The organism is Cellulomonas cellasea, from assembly GCF_030372105.1.
Taxonomy (GTDB): Bacteria; Actinomycetota; Actinomycetes; order Actinomycetales; family Cellulomonadaceae; genus Cellulomonas_A; species Cellulomonas_A cellasea_A.
Window position 1 is genome coordinate 24530 of record NZ_JAUDBQ010000006.1, and the last position, 22468, is coordinate 46997.

General features: G+C 70.4%; 18 protein-coding genes and 1 pseudogene. 16 read left to right on the forward strand and 3 right to left on the reverse strand.

The genetic code is table 11. The features are described from left to right. Window positions 1-45: 45 nt before the first annotated feature. The 9 genes from kdpB to QUV83_RS07325 all read left to right on the forward strand — a co-directional run bounded on the left by kdpB (window position 46) and on the right by QUV83_RS07325 (window position 9013). Window positions 46-2169 carry a potassium-transporting ATPase subunit KdpB gene (gene kdpB / locus QUV83_RS07285; RefSeq protein WP_289563534.1) on the forward strand — a complete coding sequence of 708 codons (2124 nt, stop codon included), beginning with the start codon at window positions 46-48 and terminating at the stop codon, window positions 2167-2169. 1 nt (window position 2170) lies between these two features. Then, the gene (kdpC, locus tag QUV83_RS07290; RefSeq protein WP_289563535.1) at window positions 2171-2842 is read left to right on the forward strand and encodes a potassium-transporting ATPase subunit KdpC; all 672 of its coding nucleotides are present in this window, start codon (window positions 2171-2173) and stop codon (window positions 2840-2842) included. Between the two features lie 137 nt (window positions 2843-2979). After that, entirely contained in the window at window positions 2980-5520 is a 2541-nt protein-coding gene (locus QUV83_RS07295; protein WP_289563728.1) for a DUF4118 domain-containing protein, read from the forward strand. Beyond that, window positions 5517-6200 carry a response regulator gene (locus QUV83_RS07300; protein ID WP_289563536.1) on the forward strand — a complete coding sequence of 228 codons (684 nt, stop codon included), beginning with the start codon at window positions 5517-5519 and terminating at the stop codon, window positions 6198-6200. Before QUV83_RS07295 ends, QUV83_RS07300 begins: the two co-directional genes overlap by 4 nt. 527 nt (window positions 6201-6727) lie before the next feature. After that, window positions 6728-7198, forward strand: a complete 471-nt coding sequence (locus QUV83_RS07305; RefSeq protein ID WP_289563537.1) for a hypothetical protein — start codon at window positions 6728-6730, stop codon at window positions 7196-7198. A gap of 337 nt (window positions 7199-7535) precedes the next feature. Continuing rightward, a complete protein-coding gene (locus QUV83_RS07310; protein ID WP_289563538.1) occupies window positions 7536-7883 on the forward strand; it encodes a cupin in 348 nt (115 codons plus the stop codon). A 155-nt stretch (window positions 7884-8038) separates the two neighbouring features. Then, window positions 8039-8419 carry a hypothetical protein gene (locus tag QUV83_RS07315; protein WP_289563539.1) on the forward strand — a complete coding sequence of 127 codons (381 nt, stop codon included), beginning with the start codon at window positions 8039-8041 and terminating at the stop codon, window positions 8417-8419. Between the two features lie 134 nt (window positions 8420-8553). After that, complete coding sequence (locus QUV83_RS07320) at window positions 8554-8763, forward strand: hypothetical protein (protein WP_289563540.1); 210 nt, start codon at window positions 8554-8556, stop codon at window positions 8761-8763. Between the two features lie 106 nt (window positions 8764-8869). Further along, the gene (locus tag QUV83_RS07325; protein ID WP_289563541.1) at window positions 8870-9013 is read left to right on the forward strand and encodes a hypothetical protein; all 144 of its coding nucleotides are present in this window, start codon (window positions 8870-8872) and stop codon (window positions 9011-9013) included. Here QUV83_RS07325 and QUV83_RS07330 read toward each other — a convergent pair. Beyond that, on the reverse strand, window positions 9010-9702 hold the full coding sequence (locus QUV83_RS07330) for a Crp/Fnr family transcriptional regulator (RefSeq protein WP_289563542.1): 693 nt from the start codon (window positions 9700-9702) through the stop codon (window positions 9010-9012). The two genes, QUV83_RS07325 and QUV83_RS07330, sit on opposite strands and share 4 nt — an antisense overlap. Before the next feature lie 304 nt (window positions 9703-10006). Between QUV83_RS07330 and QUV83_RS07335 the strand changes: the two genes are divergently transcribed. Both QUV83_RS07335 and QUV83_RS07340 read left to right on the forward strand, forming a co-directional pair. Then, window positions 10007-10264, forward strand: coding sequence for a heavy-metal-associated domain-containing protein (locus QUV83_RS07335; RefSeq protein WP_289563543.1), 258 nt, complete (start codon window positions 10007-10009; stop codon window positions 10262-10264). Beyond that, window positions 10264-12186 carry a heavy metal translocating P-type ATPase gene (locus QUV83_RS07340; RefSeq protein ID WP_289563544.1) on the forward strand — a complete coding sequence of 641 codons (1923 nt, stop codon included), beginning with the start codon at window positions 10264-10266 and terminating at the stop codon, window positions 12184-12186. Before QUV83_RS07335 ends, QUV83_RS07340 begins: the two co-directional genes overlap by 1 nt. Before the next feature lie 734 nt (window positions 12187-12920). On the opposite strand, the gene QUV83_RS07345 is transcribed toward QUV83_RS07340, so the two are convergent. Beyond that, window positions 12921-13085, reverse strand: a complete 165-nt coding sequence (locus QUV83_RS07345; RefSeq protein WP_289563545.1) for a hypothetical protein — start codon at window positions 13083-13085, stop codon at window positions 12921-12923. 427 nt (window positions 13086-13512) lie between these two features. On the opposite strand from QUV83_RS07345, the gene QUV83_RS07350 reads away from it, so the two are divergent. From QUV83_RS07350 to QUV83_RS07360, 3 genes and pseudogenes are all read left to right on the forward strand, one after another. After that, window positions 13513-17970 carry an RHS repeat-associated core domain-containing protein gene (locus tag QUV83_RS07350; RefSeq protein ID WP_289563546.1) on the forward strand — a complete coding sequence of 1486 codons (4458 nt, stop codon included), beginning with the start codon at window positions 13513-13515 and terminating at the stop codon, window positions 17968-17970. 721 nt (window positions 17971-18691) lie between these two features. Further along, window positions 18692-18858, forward strand: a pseudogene (locus QUV83_RS07355) (winged helix-turn-helix domain-containing protein); the annotation flags it as partial. 62 nt (window positions 18859-18920) lie between these two features. Next, window positions 18921-19268, forward strand: coding sequence for a cupin (locus tag QUV83_RS07360; protein WP_289563547.1), 348 nt, complete (start codon window positions 18921-18923; stop codon window positions 19266-19268). Between the two features lie 25 nt (window positions 19269-19293). On the opposite strand, the gene QUV83_RS07365 is transcribed toward QUV83_RS07360, so the two are convergent. Next, window positions 19294-20112 (reverse strand): Crp/Fnr family transcriptional regulator, encoded by an 819-nt coding sequence (locus QUV83_RS07365; protein WP_289563548.1) that lies wholly within the window; start codon window positions 20110-20112, stop codon window positions 19294-19296. Window positions 20113-20289: 177 nt separating this feature from the next. On the opposite strand from QUV83_RS07365, the gene QUV83_RS07370 reads away from it, so the two are divergent. After that, window positions 20290-20547, forward strand: a complete 258-nt coding sequence (locus QUV83_RS07370) for a heavy-metal-associated domain-containing protein (protein ID WP_289563549.1) — start codon at window positions 20290-20292, stop codon at window positions 20545-20547. Next, complete coding sequence (locus QUV83_RS07375) at window positions 20547-22466, forward strand: heavy metal translocating P-type ATPase (RefSeq protein ID WP_289563550.1); 1920 nt, start codon at window positions 20547-20549, stop codon at window positions 22464-22466. Before QUV83_RS07370 ends, QUV83_RS07375 begins: the two co-directional genes overlap by 1 nt. Window positions 22467-22468: the final 2 nt, after the last annotated feature.

The following is a 22468-nucleotide window of genomic DNA, read 5'->3' on the forward strand; positions in this document are numbered from 1 at the left end:
CCGACCCTGGTGGCCCCCGCAGGGGCCTCGGTCGACCCTGGACCTATGGAGCCCCACGGCGCGCCCCGCCCCAGGGGCAACCGGCGCGCGCTGAGCGGGCGGCAACTCCTCGCGGCGCTCCCCGTGGCTCTGCGCAAACTCGACCCGCGTGAGCTCTCCCACGCGCCGGTGCTGTTCGTCGTCGAGATCGGGGCCGTCGCGTCGACAGTGCTCACCGTGCTCGACCCGGGCGTCTTCGCAGTCTCGGTGACGATCTGGCTGTGGTTCACGGTCGTGTTCGCGACCCTCGCCGAGGCGGTCGCGGAGAGCCGGGGCAAGGCGCAGGCCGCGAGCCTGCGGGCCACGCAGGCGCAGACCACGGCCCGACGAGTGCTGGCGCCGCAGGACGCCGTGGGCGGTGTGGCGCTGTCCGACCTGCCGACCGCGCCCGTGCCGTCCTCCACGCTCGCCGTCGGGGATGTGGTCGTGGTCGTCGCGGGGGAGGTCATCCCCGGCGACGGCGACGTGGTCGAGGGCATCGCGAGCGTCGACGAGTCGGCCATCACCGGCGAGTCGGCCCCGGTGATCCGGGAGTCCGGCGGCGACCGCTCGGCAGTCACAGGCGGCACCGTGGTGCTCTCCGACCGCATCGTCGTCCGCATCACGGCGCCCGCCGGGCAGACGTTCGTGGACAAGATGATCGCCCTCGTCGAGGGCAGCGAGCGCCAGCGCACGCCCAACGAGGTCGCGCTCAACGTGCTGCTCACGTCGCTGACCATCATCTTCGTGCTGGCGGTGGCCACCCTGCAGCCCTTCGCCGTGTACTCGGGCGCCCGGCAGTCGCTCATCGTGCTGGTGGCGCTGCTGGTGTGCCTCATCCCGACGACGATCGGCGCGCTGCTCTCCGCCATCGGCATCGCGGGCATGGACCGCCTGGTGCAGCGCAACGTGCTGGCCATGTCGGGCCGCGCGGTGGAGGCCGCGGGGGACGTGGACGTGCTGCTGCTCGACAAGACGGGCACCATCACGCTCGGCAACCGCCAGGCCTCCGAGCTGCTGCCCGCCGAGGGCGTCACCCTCGCCGAGCTGGCCGACGCCGCGCAGCTCTCCTCGATGGCCGATGAGACGCCCGAGGGTCGCAGCGTGCTGGTGCTGGTCAAGGAGCAGCTGGGCTTGCGCGCCCGGGAGGACGGCGAGCTGGTGGGCGCCGAGCTCGTGCCGTTCACGGCCCGCACCCGCATGAGCGGGCTGGACCTGCCGGGCGGTTCTGGCGATGCCGCCGACGGCCAGGCGCGGCGCATCCGCAAGGGCGCCGCCGCCGCGGTCGCGGCCTGGGTGCGGTCCACCGGCGGCAGCATCGGGGCGCAGAACGGGCAGGTCGTCGACGCGATCAGCTCCTCCGGCGGCACTCCGCTCGTGGTGGCGGAGCAGATCGGCGACGGCCCGGCCCGCGTGCTCGGGGTCATCCACCTCAAGGACGTGGTCAAGCACGGCCTGCGCGAGCGGTTCGACGAGCTGCGCGCGATGGGCATCCGCACCGTCATGGTCACGGGCGACAACGCCGTGACGGCCCGCGCGATCGCGCTCGAGGCCGGTGTCGACGACGTGCTCGCCGAGGCCACCCCCGAGGACAAGCTCGCGCTCATCCGGCGCGAGCAGGCAGGCGGCCGACTGGTCGCGATGGCGGGGGACGGCACCAACGACGCCCCGGCGCTCGCGCAGGCCGATGTCGGGGTGGCGATGAACACCGGCACGAGCGCGGCGAAGGAGGCCGGGAACATGGTCGACCTCGACTCGAACCCGACCAAGCTCATCGAGATCGTGCAGATCGGCAAGCAGCTGCTCATCACGCGCGGGGCGCTGACCACGTTCTCGATCGCCAACGACGTCGCGAAGTACTTCGCGATCCTGCCGGCGATGTTCCTGGTGGCCTTCCCGCAGCTCGGGGTGCTCAACGTGATGGGCCTGTCGAGCCCCGAGTCGGCGATCCTCTCCGCGGTCATCTTCAACGCGCTGGTGATCGTGGCGCTCATCCCGCTCGCGCTGCGGGGCGTGCGGTACCGCCCGGCGAGCGCCGCCGTGATGCTGCGCCGCAACCTGCTCGTCTACGGCGTCGGCGGCCTCATCGCGCCGTTCGCCGGCATCAAGCTCATCGACCTGATCGTCTCCCTCATCCCCGGGATCGGCTGACATGACCACCCCCCGCACCGCGACGCCCGTCGCGCCGCACCCCCGTCCGCGCACCACCCGCTCGGCCGGCGCCACGCTCGTGGCGCTGACCCGGCAGACCTGGGCCGGGCTGCGCGTCCTGCTGGTCCTCACCGCCGTGCTCGGCTTCGCGTACCCGCTGGCCGTGGCGGGCATCGCGCAGGCAGCGTTCCCGTGGCAGGCGAATGGCTCCCTCGTGAGCGCCGACGGCGCCCACGTCACCTCTCCCGACGAGGCGGTCGGCTCCCTGCTGGTCGGCCAGCAGTTCGAGGGCGACGAGTGGTTCCACCCGCGCCCGTCGGCCGGGGGCTACGACACGCTCGCCTCGGGCGGGTCGAACCTCGGCCCGACGAACCCGGACCTGCTCGCCACCGTGCGCGAGCGCCGGGCCGAGGCAGCCGCGATGGACGGCGTCGACCCCGCGTCGGTGGCGCCGGACGCGCTCACCGCCTCAGGCTCGGGGCTCGACCCCGACATCTCGCCGGAGTACGCGCACCAGCAGGCCGACCGCGTGGCGCGGGCCCGTGGGCTGTCCGCCGCGGAGGTCACGGCGCTCGTGGACGAGACCACGCAGGGCCGTGGCCTGGGCGTGCTCGGCGAGCCGCGGGTCAACGTGCTCGAGCTGAACCTCGCGCTGACCACAATGGGGTCGTGAGAACACCCGCGCCCGACGCGCCGCAGCCGGCCGGTGACGCCACGTCACCGGCCGGCCTCGGCGAGCATGCGGGCAGCACCAGCGCGCATGCGGGCAGCCCCAGCGCGCATGCGGGCAACCCTGGCCGAGGCGGCCGCCTGACGGTGTACCTCGGCGCGGCCCCCGGCGTCGGGAAGACCTACGCGATGCTCGACGAGGCGCACCGCCGCCAGTCGCGCGGCACCGACGTGGTGGTGGGACTCGTCGAGACGCACGGGCGCGCGGCGACGGCGGCGCTCCTCGACGGCCTGGAGGTCGTGCCGCGGCGCACCGTCGCGTACCGCGACCAGGAGTTCGGCGAGCTCGACGTCGACGCGGTGCTGAAGCGCGCGCCGCAGGTGGCGCTCGTCGACGAGCTCGCGCACACCAACGTGCCAGGCGTCGAGCACGCCAAACGCTGGCAGGACGTGCACGACCTGCTCGACGCCGGGATCGACGTGGTGACCACGGTGAACGTCCAGCACCTGGAGTCGCTCAACGACGTGGTCGAGGCCATCACCGGGGTGCGGCAGCGCGAGACAGTGCCCGACCACGTGGTGCGCGACGCCGACCAGGTGCAGCTCGTGGACCTCTCGCCGCAGGCCCTGCGCCGCCGCCTCGCGCACGGCAACGTGTACCGGGCCGAGCAGATCGACGCGTCGCTGTCCTCCTACTTCCGGGTCGGCAACCTCACCGCGCTGCGCGAGCTGGCGTTGCTGTGGCTCGCCGACCGGGTCGACGACGCGCTGACGGCCTACCGCCGCGACCACAGCATCGAGGAGCCATGGCCCGCCCGCGAGCGGATCGTGGTGGCCGTCACCGGCGGCCCCGAGGGCGAGACGCTCATCCGCCGCGGCGCCCGCATCACGCAGCGCTCGGCGGGCTCGGAGCTGCTCGCCGTGCACGTCCTGCCCACCGACGGCCTGCCCGGCGCCGCGCCCGGCGTCATCGCCGCGCAGCGCGAGCTCGTCGAGCAGCTCGGCGGCGCCTTCCACACCGTCGTGGGGGAGGACGTCGCCACAGCAGTGATCGACTTCGCGCGCGGGGTCAACGCCACGATGATCGTCGTCGGGGTCTCACGGCGCAGCCGATGGCGCGAGGCCCTCTCGGAGAGCAACGGCGTGGAGATCGCGCGCCTCGCAGAGAACATCGACGTGCACCTCATGACGCATGAGAAGGCCCGGGCGGGGCGGCGCGGGGCGCGGCCGCACGGCTCCCTGCTGTCCCGGCGCCGCACCGTCAGCGCCTGGCTGCTCGCCGTGCTCGGCACCGCCGGGATGACCCTGCTGCTGCGCCCGATGGACGGACGGCTCGGACTGCCCACCGAGCTGGTGCTCTTCCTCGCGCTGACCGTCGGGGTGGCGCTGATCGGAGGGCTGTGGCCTGCGGTGTTCAGCGCCGTGGCCGGGTTCTTCGCGCTCAACTACTTCTTCACCGCGCCCACCGGCCGCCTCACCGTCGACGCCCCCGAGAACGCGCTCGCGCTCGCGGTCTTCGTGCTGGTCGCCGCAGCGGTTGCCTCCGTGGTCGACCTCGCGGCGCGGCGCACAGGGCAGGCGTTCCGGGCGCGCGCCGAGGCGTCGGCGCTCGCGGCAGTGTCCCGGTCCGTGCTGTCGGGGCAGGACTCCGCGCAGGCGCTCGTCGGGCGGCTGCGGGAGACATTCACCCTGGAATCGGTGGCGCTGCTCGAACGGGAGCCGGGCCGCGGCGGCGAGCGCGGTGGAGAGCCGCGTGGGGGTGAGCCGCGTGGGGGTGAACGGGGGGCGTGGCGGGCCTTGGCCACCGACGGCGCCCGTCCGGCACTGCATCCCGACGACGCGCAGACGGTCGTGGCCATCGACGACGCGCGCGTCCTCGCCCTGCGGGGCCGGGTGCTGCCCGCCAGCGACCGGCGCGTGCTCGACGCCTTCGCGTCGCAGGCCGGCGCGGTGCTCGAACGCGGCAGGCTGCGCGCCGAGGCCGACCGGGTGCACGCCCTGCAACAGGCCGACGTGGCCAGGTCCGCGCTGCTCGGCGCCGTGTCCCACGACCTGCGCACGCCGCTGGCCACGATCCGCGCCGCCGTCGACGGCCTCAGGTCACCGGACGTGCGCCTCGACGAGGACGACACCGCCGCGCTCGTCGGCGCCGCGGACACCGCCACCTCCCAGCTCGAGCGCCTCATCGACAACCTGCTGGACCTGTCCCGGCTGCAAGCGGGCGGCCTGAAGCCGGTGCTGCGGCCCACCAGCCTGGACGAGGTGGTGCCACTCGCCATCGAGGGCGTCGACCCCGCACGGCTCGACGTGGACGTGCCGGAGACCCTGCCGCTGGTGCGCACCGACCCCGGCCTGCTCGAACGGGTGGTCGCGAACGTCGTCGGCAACGCCGCCCGGCACGCGCCCGCCGGGACACGGGTGCGGGTGGCCGGATCATCGACACGGCGCTCGGTGGAGGTACGCGTCATCGACAGCGGCCCAGGGCTCTCCGAGGAGCAGAAGGACCGGATGTTCGAGCCCTTCCAGCGGCTCGGCGACACATCCCCCGGAGGCCTGGGACTCGGACTGGCCGTGGCCCAAGGCCTGGCCGACGCGGTGGGCGCCGAGCTCACCGCCGAGGACACCCCCGGCGGCGGCCTGACGATGGTGCTGACCGTGCCGCGCGCTGAGGAGGCCGCATGACCGCTTCGAGGGTGCTCGTGGTGGACGACGAGCCCGGCCTGGTCCGAGCCCTCGCCATCAACCTGCGCGCCCACGGCTGGGAGGTCGCCACCGCCACCGACGGCGCGCACGCCCTGGACCTCGCCGCGTCATGGCGGCCCGACGTCGTGCTGCTCGACCTGGGCCTGCCCGACATCGGCGGCCTGGACGTGCTGGCCGGCATCCGCGGCTGGAGCCGGGTGCCCGTCGTGGTGCTGTCCGCCCGGCAGCACGGTGAGGACAAGGTCGAAGCCCTCGATGCCGGCGCCGACGACTACGTGACCAAGCCCTTCGCCATGAACGAGCTCCTCGCCCGCCTGCGCGCAGCCGTGCGCCGCGCCGCCCCCAGCGACGTCGCGGAGGCTGTGGTCGAGGCAGGGGAACTGGCCATCGACCTGGCCCGACGCCGCGTGCTGCGCGCCGGCGTCGAGGTGCGGCTCAGCCCCACCGAATGGGCGCTCGTCGAGGTGCTGGTCCGCAACCGTGGGCGGCTCGTGTCACGCGAGCAGTTGCTGCTCGAGGTGTGGGGGCCCGCCTACACGAACGAGACGGGGTACCTGCGGGTCTACGCCGCGCAGTTGCGGCGCAAACTCGAGGTGGACCCGTCGCACCCGCGGCACCTGCTGACGCAGCCGGGGATGGGGTACGTGTTCGAGGTGTGAGCAGGTTCCCGCGACCCGTCCCCGCATGCGCTGCCGCGCCAGGCCGGCGCCGCCATCTCTCGCGTGGACTTCGACATCTACCCATTCCTGCAGGCCGTCACTGCTGTGCCCTGCTCGGTGATATCCCGGTTCGGGTGCGCAGGGGAGCGCGCCGACCCATCGGCCACCCTTACCTGGCAGCCACTACCAATTCTCCGGCCGTTGGGTCTGTTCTCATGGGATTCGCTGGAGTGGGTCCCGATACGCTTGACACGATCTCCGCGCTGACCAGTGGTGCGGTTGCGGTTCTGGCGGTGCTAGGAAGTGCGGCGACTGCGATTCCGCCCTCGGTCGTGGCGACAGTCAATCGCGTGAGGAGCGGCGATGAGTGGTTCGATATCGGCCTAACGAGCATCGGAGTTGGTGTGGTGTCGGAGCCCCTCGTCCCAAAGGCTGCTGTGGGCATGGCGCGCGCATCTAGTGTGCCCGGAGTAGAAGTGAGGTCTATCCCGCACGATCGGCTGGTCTGGCGGTTCCTGCATTGCGTTATGGCCATCTTCGCAACGAAGGCGGTGCAGAGGCGGGATGCTCGTGGTCGGTCACGCGCCCAGCTCGCCGCCGATGTTGTCGACGACGGCATCGGTCCGGAGGCATCGGTGTGGGGGCGTGACCATGCCCTCGAGATGCTGACTTACGCGCTTCTGGGAGTGTTCGGCGGCGCCTACGGATGTTTGCTCACCGCGGCGATGCTGCTGCGCCCCGCCATCGGTCCGGTGGCAGCGGGGAATGCCCTGGCCGTCGGGGCAGCCCTGTTGTTCCCCTTGGCCGGTCTCGTGTTCCCCCTCTCGCTTCGATTCGCGCTCGCGCGACGCCAACTCCGCGGCTGGGAACGTCGTGGCGAGCCGGAGGACGAGCGCCCTGGCGATGCATCCCTGCCTAGCAAGTCCGATCTTGTCGTCGGCATCGCCCTAGGCGGGACATTTGGTCTCATGCTGGTCCTCGGCATCTTCGCCGACTGACAGCCATCCCGTGCGAGTTCGTGAAGCAGATTGAGGAATGCCGGCCGATCCTCGGCGGGCGCTCCTGAGCCCGGTCGACGGAGCGCGGCGGGTCTTTGGGGGTCGGCTCAGCCGATAAGGATCCTTCACTCATGTGCACTGCCCCCGCCTTGAGGGGGCCATTGATCGAGGAGTCCCGCGCCGGTGGTCGTCGTCGAGCCGACCTGCATTGGGTGACCGGAGACGCTGGGATGGTGCTGTTCAGTGACGCGACTCGTTCGCGGTCCGAGCAGGTCCATGTCACCTGGGCCCGCACAGGCCGCCGCACCCGTACGCTCGGCGTGACCCTGGAGGACACATGGCCAACCTGAGCCTTCTCACCCAGTCGCACCTCGACGCCGCCCGCACGTCCGACAACGGCCGCAGCGCCGAACTCCTGCTGCACGACGGCCCACTGCGGCAGACGGTCATCGCACTCGTGGCCGGCACTCAGCTCGCCGAGCACAACTCGCCCAGCGCGGCCAGCCTGCAAGTCCTGGTGGGCCGCCTGCGCGTCACCGGTGTCGAGGCCGACGCGCTGGTCGCGGGGGAGATCGCCCTGCTCACACACCAGCGCCACGCGGTGCTGGCCGAGGAGGACTCGGTGTTCCTGCTGACGACGGTGACGGGCGTGGAACCGGCCGCGGGGCCGACTAGGGCGCGGTAGGCCTGCGTGCGAACGAGGCTGGCGTGGGAGATTGCGCATCTCGGGGAAAGCGTGTGGGCAACCTCGACGAGGTGACGGACCAGCGAGGCGTTCGCGCGCACCAAGGTCGGCTTTCTTAGATCGAAGATGTCCACAGCGTGAGAGCGGAGGACGCGATGAGTGAGTCATTCGACGAACTGGTTTCTCTCGTCATTTCTACCGAAGAGGCGCTCCCAGGCACGGCCTCGATTGAGCCGCTTCTGGTGGAAGCGTTGGAGCGTATGAAGCTCGACGCCGAGCATCGTGAGTATTATGTGGACCGGCTTCTCAAACTCATCCTTGAGCCATCATTCGGAGAGTTGGTCCTCGGTGAGCCGGGTATCGTGGAATTAGTGGAGTTCTGCATGCACGAACTCCGGTGGCCTGAAATTCGCCTCGCACTCACTTCACTCGATGTTGAAGGCGTTGACTGGCGGGTCCGCAGGAGCGCCCAGCGAGTTCTCATGGCGTACGAAGATCATTGGGAGGGCGCCGAAATATACGCGAAGTTCAGATGAGATAAATCTGCAGGCGGGGCGGCCTCCCCCAATGAGAGAGCGCACGCCGAGGCCTCCGGCGGACGAGGCTCGTCCCAGGGCAGGATTCCGCCGGGCAAAGATGGGAGTCCCATGTGGTTCCGGGAGCCGATGCGGTGAATAAGTACAAACTGCTGATCGTCAGCGCCGTCGGCGATCGTGATGGCATGGCGCTTGAACTAGCGGATGTCGAGTCGGGTGAGCAAGTGGCAGAGGTGTTCGTGGACGCCAGGACTCAATTGCGCACGGTCGCCTTCTACACAAATCGTCATGTGCCATTCGAGGTCGTGGAATGGCTGCTATCTGAAGCAACCAAGCGCTTGTAGTGCGCTGTCGGAGATCTCCAGCCCCGCATCCCGACGTACTGGGAGCGGGAGACTGCACTCATCGGTCAAATCGACATCCGACCACGGCCGCAGCACCGACGTCCTCTTGCGTGACGGCTTTCTGCGGCGGGCCTTCATCGACCTCGTTGGAGGCGTCGAGTCGGCCGGGCACAACTCGCCTAGCGCGGCGAGCCTGCAAGTTCTGGTGGGCCGCCTGCGCGTCACCGGCGTCGAGGCCGACGGGTCCTAGCGTTCCGATGAGCCCGCGGCGACCTCAGCCAGGCGGTCCCGGTCGAGGACCGCTGTCCACCGGCGTCCCGAGTCGATGACCTGGTTCTTGCGGAACCGGCTCATCACACGGGACACGGACTCGGGCGTCGAGCCGGTCATTCCCGCGAGATCTGCGCGGGAGAGCGGGATCTGGAGCAGGGTGCCGCCGTCGTCGGCCCGTTCCTGGCCGAGCTTGTCCGCGAGGCGGAGCAGGGTCGCGGCGACGCGTTGGGCCACGGTGTCCGTGGAGTGGCGGCCCAGGTCAGAGCGGGCCCGGGCGAGGCGCGCCGCGACGTCGTCGAGCACGCGCAGTGCGACCGTCGGGTGCTCGGTGAGCACGGCCCGGAACGCGGTGGGATCGATCCGCAGGGCGCAGGTGGTCGTGAGGGCTTCGGCCGTCTCCGGGTAGGTCGGGTCGCCGAGGGTGGTCAGGGTCCCGAAGAGGTCTCCCGGGGTGAGGAGGTCGACGACGATCTCGCGCCCGCCGTCTGTCGGCTGGGAGACCTTCACCCGGCCGGAGGCCAGCACGTACAGGTGGTCGGCGGGGGCGCCAGCGGTGAACACCTGGCCCCCGGCCGGCCAGGCGAGCGAGACCATCCGGGCGTCGATGGCCTCGAGCTCTGACGTCGAAAGGCCGGCGAACAGCGGGACGTGGCCCAGGACGCGCATCCGGACAGGCGTCGGGCAGTGGTGGGGCTCAGCACAGGCTGTCCGGAGCGGGATCCGCCGTCGGGCCGAGGGCGTCGTCGTCGGCCCTGGCCCGTCGTGGTGAGGGTGTGCGTGCGGGGTGGTCACATCGTCTCCTGGGCTCCTCGCGAGCGTATCCCCCCTGATCCGAGGTCTGGGTCCGGACATTCCGCGCGGTGCTGCGGCTACCTGACGCACGTCATGTTCGCGTGGCGGCGTGCCTCTTAGCGTCGGCGTCAGTCGCCTCGACCGGGGCGGCGCAGACTCCACTAGAAGAGGTTCGATCATGAGCTCCATCAGCACCCCCTCCACCTCCACCGCCGCGACCACCCGCACGATCCTGCGGGCCGAGGGCTTCTCCTGCCCGTCCTGCGTGGCGAAGATCGAGAAGCAGGTCGGGCGTCTCGCGGGCGTCAGCGCCGTCACAGTGCGGTTCGCCTCGAGCCGCATCGAGATCGACCACGACCCGCAGGCCGTCGGCGTCGAGGCGCTGATCGCGGCTGTCGCCAAGGCCGGTTACGCCTCCACGGCGGCGGCGTTCTGATGGCCGTCTCCTGGAAGCCTCGCGGCCGCTGGGCCGTCCCCGCGGTGAGCGGGCTGCTCATCGTGGGATCGGCCGCGACAGCCGCGGTATTCGGCGCGGGCGTCGCGAGCAACGCGCTGATGCTCGCGGCAGCCGTCGCGGCGGGATCGCCCATCGCCGTCCACGCAGTCCGCGCGCTGGGGACGCGGGTGATCGGCATCGACCTGCTCGTCACCGTCGCCTCCGTCGGGGCGGTGGTGATCGGCCAGTACTGGGAGGCCGCCGCTGTGACGTTCCTGTTCGCCGTCGGCCACGCCCTGGAGCAGGCCACCCTGAGCCGGACCCGGTCGGCGCTGGCCGAGCTGGTCGCCGTCGCACCGGATGTCGCCGTCGTCCAGCGGGCGGGCGGACAGATTGAGGTGGCGGCCGCCGACGTCGCCATCGGGGAGACGGTCGTGGTCAAGAACGGCGCGAAGGTCCCGGTCGACGGCGAGATCACCGCCGGGGTCGGGGCGGTCGACCAGGCCTCCATCACGGGGGAGTCGATCCCTGTGGAGAAGGCCATCGGGGACCAGGTCTTCGCCGGCACCGTCTCGCGTGGTGGCGTGCTGCAGGTGCGGGCGACCGGCGTGGGGGCCGACACGACGCTGGCCCGGATCATCCACCGCGTCGAGGAGGCGCAGGACGCCAAGGCCCGCACTCAGCGGTTCATGGACAGGTTCTCCCGCTGGTACACGCCCGGCATCATCGTCCTCGCGGTCGTCGCGGGGGCGCTCACCGGCGACGTCGTCCTGGCGCTGACCCTGCTCGTGATCGGGTGCCCGGGCGCGATGGTCATCTCCATCCCGGTCTCGATCGTGGTCGGCATCGGCCGCGCGGCCAAGGACGGCATCCTGATCAAGGGCGGGGAGCACCTGGAGCGGGCGGCCAAGATCACAGCGGTCGCCGTCGACAAGACCGGCACGCTGACGCGTGGTCGCCCGCTGCTGACCGACGTCGTCGTGCTCGACCCGGAGGCGGACCGGACTGCCGTCCTGCGCTGGGCCGCGCTGGCCGAGGCGGGCTCCGAGCACCCCCTGGCCCGCCCGGTGCTGGACGCCGCCCGCGCCGAGGGCCTGACGGGCGAGTTCCCCGAGGCCGCGGAGTCGATCCCCGGGAAGGGCATCACCGCGACGAGCGAGGGGCGCCACGTGCTCGTCGGCAACGTCGCCCTGCTGTCCCACATCGGCATCGCCGACAACCGGGGGAGCGATCGGGTGGCCCACGACCTCGCCGCCGCGGGGCGCACGCCGATGATCGTGGCGGTCGACGGCGTCGTCCTCGGGGTGCTCGCCGTCGCCGACGAGGTGCGGCCCGACGCCGCGCACATGGTCGCCGAGCTGCACCGCGCGGGCGTGCGCACGGTCGTCATGCTCACGGGGGACGCCCTCCCGGTCGCGCGCGCCGTGGGAGCGGCGACCGGCGCCGACGAGGTGCGGGCCGGGCTGCTCCCACAAGACAAGCACGACGCCGTGCGGGAACTGCAGCGGCAGGGGCACGTCGTGGCGATGGTGGGCGACGGCGTCAACGACGCCCCTGCGCTCGCCGTCGCGGACGTCGGGGTGGCGATGGGCGCGGCGGGATCAGCCGTCGCCCTCGAGACCGCCGACATCGCCCTGATGGCCGACGACCTGCGGAGGCTCCCGGAGGCCATCCGGCTGGCGCGCCGGACCGTGGCGACCATGCGGCAGAACATCGCCGTCGCGCTGGCCACCGTGGCGCTGCTCCTGCTCGGGGTGCTGCTCGGCGGGGTGACGATGTCGGTGGGGATGCTCGTGCACGAGGTGTCGGTGCTGGTGGTCATCCTCAACGCGATGCGACTGCTGCGCAGGCGGGCACAGCCCTCCGCGGCTCCCGCCGCCCCGGCGGCCATCGTGCGCCAACCGGAACCAGCAGCGGCATGATCAGCGGCTGGTGGGGCTCGAGTGACGGGCTAGCCGCGATCGCGCCCCGGCTGCGCCTCTCAGCTTCCGGGCCGGGCGCTACGCACCGGTGCGTAGCGCCCCACGGCCCGCCGTGCTGGCGCTGCCTGAAGGTCAGCTGTGGTACCGAGCGCACACAATGGAGAAGAGGCGGCCGAAAGGGTGAATCCGGCCGATTAATCACCACCGAGGTAACAGGCATCGCTACCGTCATTATGGCGGACAAGCAGCGTGCGACAGGGGAGTGCGTAGCAGGTTCGCGCTGACAGGGGTGGCGTGAAGCGGAACTCTAAGTTTCCGACCACGTTTCTCCCAATTCTCATGCGCCTGGGCGCTTGTCATATTTCCCATCGTCTCTGGTCTGGGTGGCGTTAGTCCCGCCGACAATTCGAGAACGGCTCGTTTTGCTGATCTTCCGGAGTGGCGGAGCATCAGTCGGACCGTTGATGTTCGTGCCGGCCCAGGCCGCGCGGGAGGGGCCTCGTGGTGCGTATCAGTTTCCAGCATGTCGTTGTCGTGATCACCGTTGTGGCGTGCAGTGTGGTGTCGGTCGGGCCGTGGCCCGCCGCGTTGGCTAGTGCAGTTGAAGCGCCGACGGTGGTGGCCTCGGTGAAACCGGTCGATCCCGGATCGCTCTCGTTGACAGTGCAGGAGGGCGACGCGACGACGCTCGTCGCGACAGGGGCGGGCGACGACCTGAGTCAGCCTGTGGTGATTCAGGCGGACGACGGGGCGATCCTCGCGACCTGCATCGTGGGGGACGACTGCGCGGTCGAGGTGTCGACGGACGAGACGGGGTCGTACATCGCTCGGGCAGGAGACACGTTCTCGGAGCCGGTGGTGCTGGCCTGGCCGGAGACGCCCGAGGCCATGGAAGCCATCTCGGAGGCGTCGCGGCTCACCCTGCCCTTGCCGAAATCGGGTGAGGAGACGACGGGTACGGACAATGGATGGGGGCTCACCATTGGCACACGGCCGGTGTACCAGCACGAGCCGTGGGACACGGACGGGGCATGGGGGCACATCTCAACTTGGCCGACCTCCGCGAGCTCCGCTTGGTATGAGTTCTACGCCAACGCGACCCCGCCTGCCGGCGTTGATCTGAGCGACGAATACGAGGTCTTGATCCGCGACAAAGACATCGACAACACGCTCGCCTGTGGCGGCGTGGTTCCCGGTGACCTGAGTGTGGCATGTTCGTACTATCACGAATATCAGGGACCTGATCAGCACGAAGTCGCAGTGGAAGTGCGGAGGCATGGAGAGGTCATCGCCTCGCTACCGTACGACGGCTGGTACGACCGGTACTTGCATCTCGAGTTCTGGCCGCAGAACGGCGGCGTCTTCCTCGCTGGCGAACCCATCACACTGCGGGCGGCCAGCGGCGGCGACAACTTCCCGTGGGACGTCTACTCGCTCTACCTCCAGGAGACGACCAGCGGAGAGATCTTGGCGAGCTGCGACTCGAGCCCGTGCATCGCCGACGCAAGCCCGGGCTACTACACGGGCATCCGTGCGTACCGAGCGTTCGCCGCTGACCCGGACGACCCGACCCTGCATGTCGCAGCATCGACTTCGTACTACACGGTCTCGCGCGATTCCTGGTACGCGTCCATCTGGCAGTACGGCCCGGTCCAAGGTGGGCGCGTCCCGGTGATCGTCACCACCGGCGGCCAGGACGTCGGAAAGACCGGCGGCCACTACCGGACCTACATCGTGGACCTCACGGCGGGGACCGTGGTGAAGACCTGCACGACCGGCACCCAGTGCGTCACGACCGTTGACGCGACCAAGGGGCACACGTACGCCGGGGCCGTCGCATCGAGCCAGGGCCCAGACATCGACGTTCAAGCGGTGAGCTGGAGCCCGATCACCTTCACCTCCGACGGTGGAACTATCCGCAACGGCGCGCGTTGGGAAACCAGCGGTGGGTACAACCCGTCGATCCCGAGCTGCCAAACCTGCGCTGGCGACCCGGTGAACACTTACACGGGGGAGTTCTGGGACACGATCACCGATCTCTCCTTCGGTGACCTTAAGGTCACGCGCAATTACGGTTCCACGGTCGCTTCGATCGACCAGGGATTCGGTCATGGATGGTCCGGAAACCTGAGGATGAGGCTGGAGAAGGCGCACTCGACCATCGGTGCCGACCTATCCGAATCCCAGCAGCTCGTCGTCATCCAGGAGAATGGTTCGTTCGTTCCGTTCGCCCGCACCGACGACGGATTCGCCACCGCTGCTCGCGTTCAAGCGACCCTCGTCGCGCGAGAAGACGGGACCTACGCTTTCGAGCGGAAGGACGGCCAGACCTACGTCTTCGCCGCAAACGGCGAGTTGACCACGATCACCGACCGCAATGGCAACACCCGCACCCTCACCTACACCGATGGCGACCTGACGCGGATCGCAGACGACCGTGGCCGCTCGATCGACCTGTCCTGGACGGACGGTCACGTCACCGCTGTGACCGACAGCACCGGCCGCACCGTCGGGTACACCTATGACGCCGCAGACGACCTGGTGGAGGTCACCGACGTCACCGGTGGGGTGACCACCTACGAGTACGACTCCGCGCACCAGATCACCGCGTTCACCGACCCGAACGGCGCGCGCGTCGAGAATGTCTACGACCGCGGCAGGGTCGTGCAGCAGACGGACGCGCTCGATCGGGTCATGACCTTCGTCTACGACATCGACTCGAGCGGCGACGGCTCCACTCTCGTGACCGCGCCGGACGGATCGAAGACCCGCAGCACTTACGTCGACGGAGCCGTCGTCGCCCAGACGGTGGCCGAGGGCACCTCCGTGGAGGCGACGACCACCTACGCGTACGTCGATGGTCTGCGCGTCGCGACGACCGATCCCGCGGGCGAGACGACCACCGTCACATATGACTCCCGCGGCAACCAGACCTCGGCGACCGACCCACTGGGCCGCACCGCAACAAGCACATACGACGAGTTCAACAACCCGCTCGTGGTGACGAACCCGGCAGGCGAAGCCACAACGTTCGCCTATGACGAGCGTGGGAACTTGCTGTCCTCGACCGGTCCAGACGGCGCGCAGACCACGTACACCGTCAACCCCGACGGCACGGTGGCCTCTGTCACCGATGCCCTCGAACGCGCGACGGCGATGACGTACGACATGCACGGCTTCTTGGTGTCGATGACGGCTCCCGACGGCGCGGTCGCGACCACGGCGTTCGACTCTCTGGGAAGGCAGATATCAGCGACGAGCCCTCTGGGTAACCTCGCGGGCTCGGATCCGGGGCACTTCACCTCGACGTACACCTACGATGCGGCCGGTCGGCAGTTGAGTGGGACCGATCCCTTGGGCGCGGTCGTGGCATCTGCGTACGACACGGGAGGCCGGCCGACGACCGTGACGGATGCGACCGGCGCGACCACAACCACCGAGTACGACTTAGCGGGCCGGGTCATCGCCGTGGTCGATGCCGCCGGGAGTCGCACCGTCTTCTCCTACGACGACGCTGGCCGGGTCACGGAGGTCACCGACGCCACCGGCGCGTCGACGTCGACCTCGTATGACGCGCTCGGTCGCCCGACGGCGGTGACGGACGCGCTGGGGCGGGTGTCGCGCACGGAGTACGACGCCGGGAACCGTGTCATCGCCACCGTCACCCCGTCCGGGGCGCGGACCACGTACACCTACGACGCCGCCGACCAGTTGTTGACCGTGACCGACCCGCTGGGGAAGGTCACGACCACCACCTACGACCAGGCCGGGCGTCCCGTCACCGTGACGGATGCTGACGGGCGCAAGGTCACCACGAGCTATGACGCGACGGGGCGCCCGGTGAAGGTGCTGCGCGCTGACGGCAGTGCCCTGAAGTGGGAGTACGACGCGACCGGGCATGTCACCGCCACCGTCGATGCTTCCGGTGCGCGCACGACGTACACCTACGACGCTGCGGGCCGGCGTGCGAGTGCGACGGACACCGCCGGGCGCACCACCACGTTCGGGTACGACGCGGCGGGCCTGCTCACCACGCTGACCCAGGCCGACGGGTCCGTGACCACCTATGGGTATGACGCGGCAGGTCGGCGCCTCAGCACGGACTACTCCGATGACACCCCAGACGTGGCCACGGTCTACGACCTCGCCGGACGACCGACCACGGTCACCGACGGAACTGGGACCACGGCGTACGCCTATGACGTGTTGGGTCGGGTGCTCGAGGTCGCCAACGGTGACACGTCCGTCGGGTACGCGTGGGACAAGCTCGGCCGCCTGACGGACCTCACGTACCCCACCGGGGAGAAGGCGCACCGCGTGTATGACGCGGCGGGCCAGCTCACCAAGGTGACCGACTGGGCTGACCGGGACTACACCTACACCTACGACGCGGACGGCCGCACCGAGCAGGTCGTCTACCCCAACGATGCCGTGACGTCCTACGACCGTGACGACGCCGGCCAACCCCTGGGCATCACTGTCAGCGGGAATGGGATCGACCTGCTCGAGCTCGCCTACGGGTACACCGATGCCGGGCTCCTGGCCGACCAGGCCACCACCCGCTCCACGCAGTCCCGGGCGCCACCGGCCACGGCGGCCTCGAGCAGTGACTTCGCTTGGGACGGGCTCGGGCGGATCGAGCAGATCACCGGCGACAACGCTGGCGCGTTTGCCTTCGACGCGGCCGGATCGGTCACCACGCTGGCCGACGGGCGGACCCTCGCCTACGACTCCGCCCGCCAGCTCACCACCCTGGCCACACCCGCCACCGATACCGCCCCCGCCAAGACGACGGCCTACGGTTACGACGCCCGCGGCAACCGGGCCACCGCCACCACCGACACCGGCCCGAGCGCCGGGACCGTCGGGCACACCTACAACCAGGCCAATCAGCTGACCTCAGTCACCGGCCTGGACGGGACCACCACCAGCTACACGTACGCCGCTACCGGGCTCCGCGCCACCGCGACCACCGGCACAGCCGTCGAGCAGTACACCTGGGACACCCTCGCCGGCATCCCGCTACTGCTCACCGACGCGACCCACGCCTACGTGTACGGCAACGGCAGCACCCCGCTCGCCCAGGTCGACCTGGCCGACGGGTCCGTCGACTACCTGCACACCGACGCCCTCGGCTCCGTCCGCAGCACCACCGACCACATCGGCGCCGTCACCTCGGACGCCGACTACGACGCCTACGGAATCCCCCAGGCCGTCACCGACGTGCTCTGCGCGGTGATCACCCGATTCGGATACGCCGGGGAGTACACCGACGCCACCGGCTACCTCTACCTCCGCGCCCGCTACTACGACCCCACAAGCGCCCAATTCCTCACCCGCGACCCCCTCGAAGCCACCACCGGCAACCCCTACGGCTACACCGACGGCAACCCACTGCAGTTCACCGACCCCCTAGGCCTTTTCTCCGGCGACTGGGGTACCCTCGCCGCGGGCGTGGTCAACCTCACCTGGGGGACGGTCAAGGTCGCTCAAGGCGGAGCGATCGTGTTCCTCGGTGCAACAGCCACAGTTACTTTGGTTGGCGCGATTCCTGGCGTTGTCGGAGCAGGCGTAGGTGTCTATCACATAGGCAGCGGCATTGCTAAAGCAGGAAAGGGGGCTCGGCAAATCGAAATGGCGCTGCAGGGCGACGCTGGTAGTGCAACATGCACCCCGGCTGATTGGAAGGGTGACGTCTCGCGTTTCTTGTGGGGGACAATCCCTCTGGGGAGCTTCCTCGACGAGAGGACCGACTGGCTTGATAAGTGGGGGAGTCTTCCATGAGGGCGCGAGGAGAACCCGAGTCGGTGCTGATCTCGCCCACGCGAGCTGGCTTGGCGAACTTTCCATGGCCGGGTGAAGTTCTTGGGGCCTGCACTGCGCTGCGAGTGGGAAGGTTCCTCTCTACTCGGCTCGGGCGCTTTTCCGTCGCGCTAATGGCCATCCCCATCGCGCTGCTTGATTTCAGCAACTTCCCGGGCGCAAAAGCACTGCTATCTCGGTGGTCACCCATCGGGCAGTTAGCGTACGGGCATCGGGTGGCATCGCTGGGGTTCGCCTACAATGCCATTACCTCCGACAAGGTTCGGGTGGACTGGACTGAGGAGCCCACGAGTGTCTCTCTGATTTCTGAGGGGATCCTTCTATCTCGATTGACGCTTAACGGTCGCGAAGTATTTGTTGATCGCCGCTGTGGCGCAGCGCTCGTTCGCCTGTGGAGTTGATCGTGGGCAAGGTGCGCGCCTGTGGCTGTTAGGCGGCTACCGCCAACGGCCTCGTCGGGCACGCTGGGGAGTGTGCCGACACCCGGGGGGACTCCTCCTGCGCGATCCTTGACCAAGCCTGTGCTGTGCCCGAGATGCTCGCCCGGGTGCGAGTCGCCAAGGGAGGGACGGTCGTGGTCAATAACGGCGCGAAGGCCCCGGTCGACGACGAGGTCGTCGCCGGGGTCGGGGCCATGTCGGAGAGACCAACGCGAAGCCTGACGATGCGTACGGGCGACGTTCTCGTCGCCCGCGACGAGCTGCTCGAGGTCTGGGGCCCGGCCTACACGAACGAGACGGGCTACCTGCGGGTCTACACGCCCAACTGCGGCGCAAGCTCGAGGCCGACCCGTCCCACCCGCGCCACCTACTGACCCAGCCGGGCATGGGGTACCTGTTCGAGGTGTGAGCCTCGTGCCCCGGCGGCGAGCGCCGCCGTCCCCTACGCTCGTCGCGATCCCAGGAGGACGCATGGCCAACCTGATCCTGCTCGCCCAGTCGCACCTCGATGCCGCCCGCGCGGCCGATAACGGCCGCAGCGCCGAGCTGCTGCTGCATGATGGCCCACTGCGGCAGACCGTCATCGCCCTCGTGGCGGGCACGGAGCTCGCCGAGCACAACTCGCCCAGCGCGGCCAGCCTGCAGGTGCTGGTGGGCCGGGTGCAGGTCACCGGCATGGAGGTCGATGAGGTGGCCGCGGGAGAGGTCGCGCTGCTCACGCACCTTCGACATGCCGTGCGGGCCGAGGAGGACTCGGTGTTCCTCCTGACGACGGTGACGGGCGTGGAGCCCGCCGCGGAGCCGACCAGGGCGCGGTAGGTCCAGAGGTAGGCGCCGCCGGGTCCTACCGTTCCGATGAGCCCGCGGCGACGTCAGCCAGGCGGTCCCGGTCGAGGACCGCTGTCCACCGGCGTCCCGAGTCGATGACCTGGTCCTTGCGGAGCTGGCTCATCACCCGGGACACGGACTCGGGCGTCGAGCCGGTCATCCCGGCGAGGTCGGCGCGGGAGAGCGGGATCTGGAGCAGGGTGCCGCCGTCGTCGGCCCGTTCCTGGCCGAGCTTGTCCGCGAGCCGGAGCAGGGTCGCGGCGACGCGTTGCGCCACGGTGTCCGTGGAGTGGCGGCCGAGGTCGGAGCGGGCCCGGGCGAGGCGCGCCGCGACGTCGTCGAGCACGCGCAGGGCGACCGTCGGGTGCTCGGTGAGCACGGCGCGGAATGCGGTGGGGTCGATCCGCAGGGCGCAGGTGGTCGTGAGGGCTTCGGCCGTCTCCGGGTAGGTCGGGTCGCCGAGGGTGGTCAGGGTCCCGAAGAGGTCGCCCGGGGTGAGGAGGTCGACGACGATCTCGCGCCCGCCGTCTGTCGGCTGGGAGACCTTCACCCGGCCGGAGGCCAGGACGTAGAGGTGGTCTGCGGGGGCGCCAGCGGTGAACATCTGGCCCCCGGCCGGCCAGGCGAGCGAGACCATCCGGGCGTCGATGGCCTCGAGCTCTGACGTCGAGAGGCCGGCGAAGAGCGGGACGTGGCCCAGGACGCGCATCCGGACCGGCGTGGGGCAGTGGTGTGGCTCGGCGCAGGGCGTGCGCAGCGGGATCCGCCGTCGGGCGGAGGGGGCCGCCGTCGGCCCGGACCCGTCGTGCTGATGGTGGGGGTGCGAGGTGCTCACATCGTCTCCTGGGCTCCGGGCGAGCGTATCCCCCCGGATCCAGGACCCGGCCGAGCCAAAATGCAGCGGTGCTGCGGCTACATGACGCACGTCATTCTCGCGTGGTGGCCAGCCTCCTAACGTCCGAGTCAGTCGCCTCGAACGGGCGACACAGGCTCCACGAGAAGAGGTTCGATCATGAGCTCCATCAGCACCCCCTCCACCTCCACCGCCGCGACCACCCGCACGATCCTGCGGGCCGAGGGCTTCTCCTGCCCGTCCTGCGTGGCGAAGATCGAGAAGCAGGTCGGACGTCTCGCGGGCGTCAGCGCCGTCACTGTGCACTTCGCCTCGAGCCGCATCGAGATCGACCACGACCCTCAGATCGTCGGGGTCGAGGCCCTCATCGCCGCAGTCGCCAAGGCCGGCTACGCCTCCACCGCGGCGGCGTTCTGATGGCCATGAGACTGCGCGGCCGCTGGGTCGTTCCCGCGGTGAGCGGACTGCTCATCGCGGGGTCGGCCGCGGTCGCCGCGGTGTTCGCGGCGGGACTCGCGAGCAATGCCCTGATGCTCGCGGCAGCCGTGGTGGCGGGCTCGCCCATTGCCGTCCACGCCATCCGCGCACTGGCGGCGCGGGTGATCGGCATCGACCTGCTCGTCACGGTCGCGTCCGTCGGGGCGGTGGTGATCGGCCAGTACTGGGAGGCCGCCGCGGTCACATTCCTGTTCGCGGTCGGCCACGCCTTGGAGCAGGCCACCTTGAGCAGGACCCGGTCGGCGCTGGCCGAGCTGGTCGCCGTCGCCCCGGATGTCGCCGTCGTGCTGCGTGTGGGCGGCCAGATCGAGGTGGCAGCCGCTGACGTCGCCAGGGGAGAGACCGTCGTGGTCAAGAACGGCGCGAAGGTGCCGGTCGACGGCGAGGTCGTCGCCGGGGCCGGGGCTGTCGACCAGGCCTCCATCACGGGGGAGTCGATCCCGGTGGAGAAGGCCGTCGGGGACCAGGTCTTCGCCGGCACCGTCTCCCGTGGTGGTGTGCTGCGGGTGCGGGCGACCGGGGTGGGGGCCGACACGACGTTGGCCCGGATCATCCACCGCGTCGAGGAGGCTCAGGACGCGAAGGCCCGCACTCAGCGGTTCATGGACCGGTTCTCCCGCTGGTACACGCCCGGCATCATCGTCCTCGCGGTCGTCGCGGGGGCGCTCACCGGCGACGTCGTCCTCGCGCTGACCTTGCTCGTGATCGGGTGCCCGGGGGCGATGGTCATCTCCATCCCCGTCTCGATCGTGGCCGGCATCGGCCGCGCGGCCAAGGACGGCATCCTCATCAAGGGCGGGGAGCACCTGGAGCGGGCGGCGAAGATCACGGCGGTCGCCGTCGACAAGACCGGCACGCTGACGCGTGGACGCCCGCTCCTGACCGACGTCGTCGTGCTCGACCCGGACGCGGACCGAGCAGCCGTCCTGCGCTGGGCTGCGCTGGCCGAGGCAGGCTCCGAGCACCCCCTGGCACGGCCGGTGCTGGACGCCGCCCGCGCTGAAGGGCCGCCCAGCGGCCAGTTCCCGGAGGCCGCCGAGTCGATCCCCGGGATGGGCATCACGGCGACGAGCGACGGGCATCGCGTGCTCGTCGGCAACGTCGCCCTGTTGTCCCACTTCGACATCGCCGACGTCCGGGGCAGCGATGGGGTGGCCCACGAGCTCGCCGCTGCCGGGCGCACTCCGATGATCGTGGCGGTCGATGGCGCCGTTGTCGGGGTGCTCGCCGTCGCCGACGAGGTGCGGCCCGACGCCGCGCACATGGTCGCCGAGCTGCACCGCGCGGGCGTGCGCACGGTCGTCATGCTCACGGGTGACGCCCTCCCGGTCGCCCTCGCCGTCGGCAGCGCGACCGGCGTCGATGAGGTGCGGGCCGGGCTGCTCCCACAAGACAAGCACAACGCCGTCCGGGAGCTGCAACGCCAGGGGCACGTCGTGGCCATGGTGGGTGACGGCGTCAACGACGCCCCCGCCTTGGCAGTCGCCGACCTCGGTGTGGCGATGGGCGCGGCGGGATCAGCCGTCGCCCTCGAGACCGCCGACATCGCCCTGATGGCCGACGACCTGCGGAAGCTGCCGCAGGCCATCCGGCTGGCACGCCGCACCGTGGCGACCATGCGGCAGAACATCGCCGCCGCGCTGGTCACCGTGGCGCTGCTCCTGCTGGGAGTGCTGATCGGCGGGGTGACCATGTCCGTGGGGATGCTCGTGCACGAGGTGTCGGTGCTGGTCGTCATCCTCAACGCCATGCGACTGCTGCGCAGGCGGGCACAGCCCTCCGCGGCTCCCGGCGCGCCGGCGGCCGTCGGGCGCCAATTGGAACCAGCAGCGGCTTGATC

Excerpts from the sequence above, each read along its gene's own strand:
- QUV83_RS07375 (WP_289563550.1), top strand. The coding sequence starts at position 20,547 with ATGGCCATGAGACTGCGCGGCCGCTGGGTCGTTCCCGCGGTGAGCGGA.
- QUV83_RS07300 (WP_289563536.1), top strand. The coding sequence starts at position 5,517 with ATGACCGCTTCGAGGGTGCTCGTGGTGGACGACGAGCCCGGCCTGGTC.
- QUV83_RS07345 (WP_289563545.1), bottom strand. The coding sequence starts at position 13,085 with ATGGCTTCCATGGCCTCGGGCGTCTCCGGCCAGGCCAGCACCACCGGC.
- QUV83_RS07360 (WP_289563547.1), top strand. The coding sequence starts at position 18,921 with ATGGCCAACCTGATCCTGCTCGCCCAGTCGCACCTCGATGCCGCCCGC.
- kdpB (WP_289563534.1), top strand. The coding sequence starts at position 46 with ATGGAGCCCCACGGCGCGCCCCGCCCCAGGGGCAACCGGCGCGCGCTG.
- QUV83_RS07330 (WP_289563542.1), bottom strand. The coding sequence starts at position 9,702 with ATGCGCGTCCTGGGCCACGTCCCGCTGTTCGCCGGCCTTTCGACGTCA.
- QUV83_RS07335 (WP_289563543.1), top strand. The coding sequence starts at position 10,007 with ATGAGCTCCATCAGCACCCCCTCCACCTCCACCGCCGCGACCACCCGC.
- QUV83_RS07310 (WP_289563538.1), top strand. The coding sequence starts at position 7,536 with ATGGCCAACCTGAGCCTTCTCACCCAGTCGCACCTCGACGCCGCCCGC.
- QUV83_RS07305 (WP_289563537.1), top strand. The coding sequence starts at position 6,728 with ATGGCCATCTTCGCAACGAAGGCGGTGCAGAGGCGGGATGCTCGTGGT.
- QUV83_RS07315 (WP_289563539.1), top strand. The coding sequence starts at position 8,039 with ATGAGTGAGTCATTCGACGAACTGGTTTCTCTCGTCATTTCTACCGAA.
- QUV83_RS07370 (WP_289563549.1), top strand. The coding sequence starts at position 20,290 with ATGAGCTCCATCAGCACCCCCTCCACCTCCACCGCCGCGACCACCCGC.
- QUV83_RS07340 (WP_289563544.1), top strand. The coding sequence starts at position 10,264 with ATGGCCGTCTCCTGGAAGCCTCGCGGCCGCTGGGCCGTCCCCGCGGTG.
- kdpC (WP_289563535.1), top strand. The coding sequence starts at position 2,171 with ATGACCACCCCCCGCACCGCGACGCCCGTCGCGCCGCACCCCCGTCCG.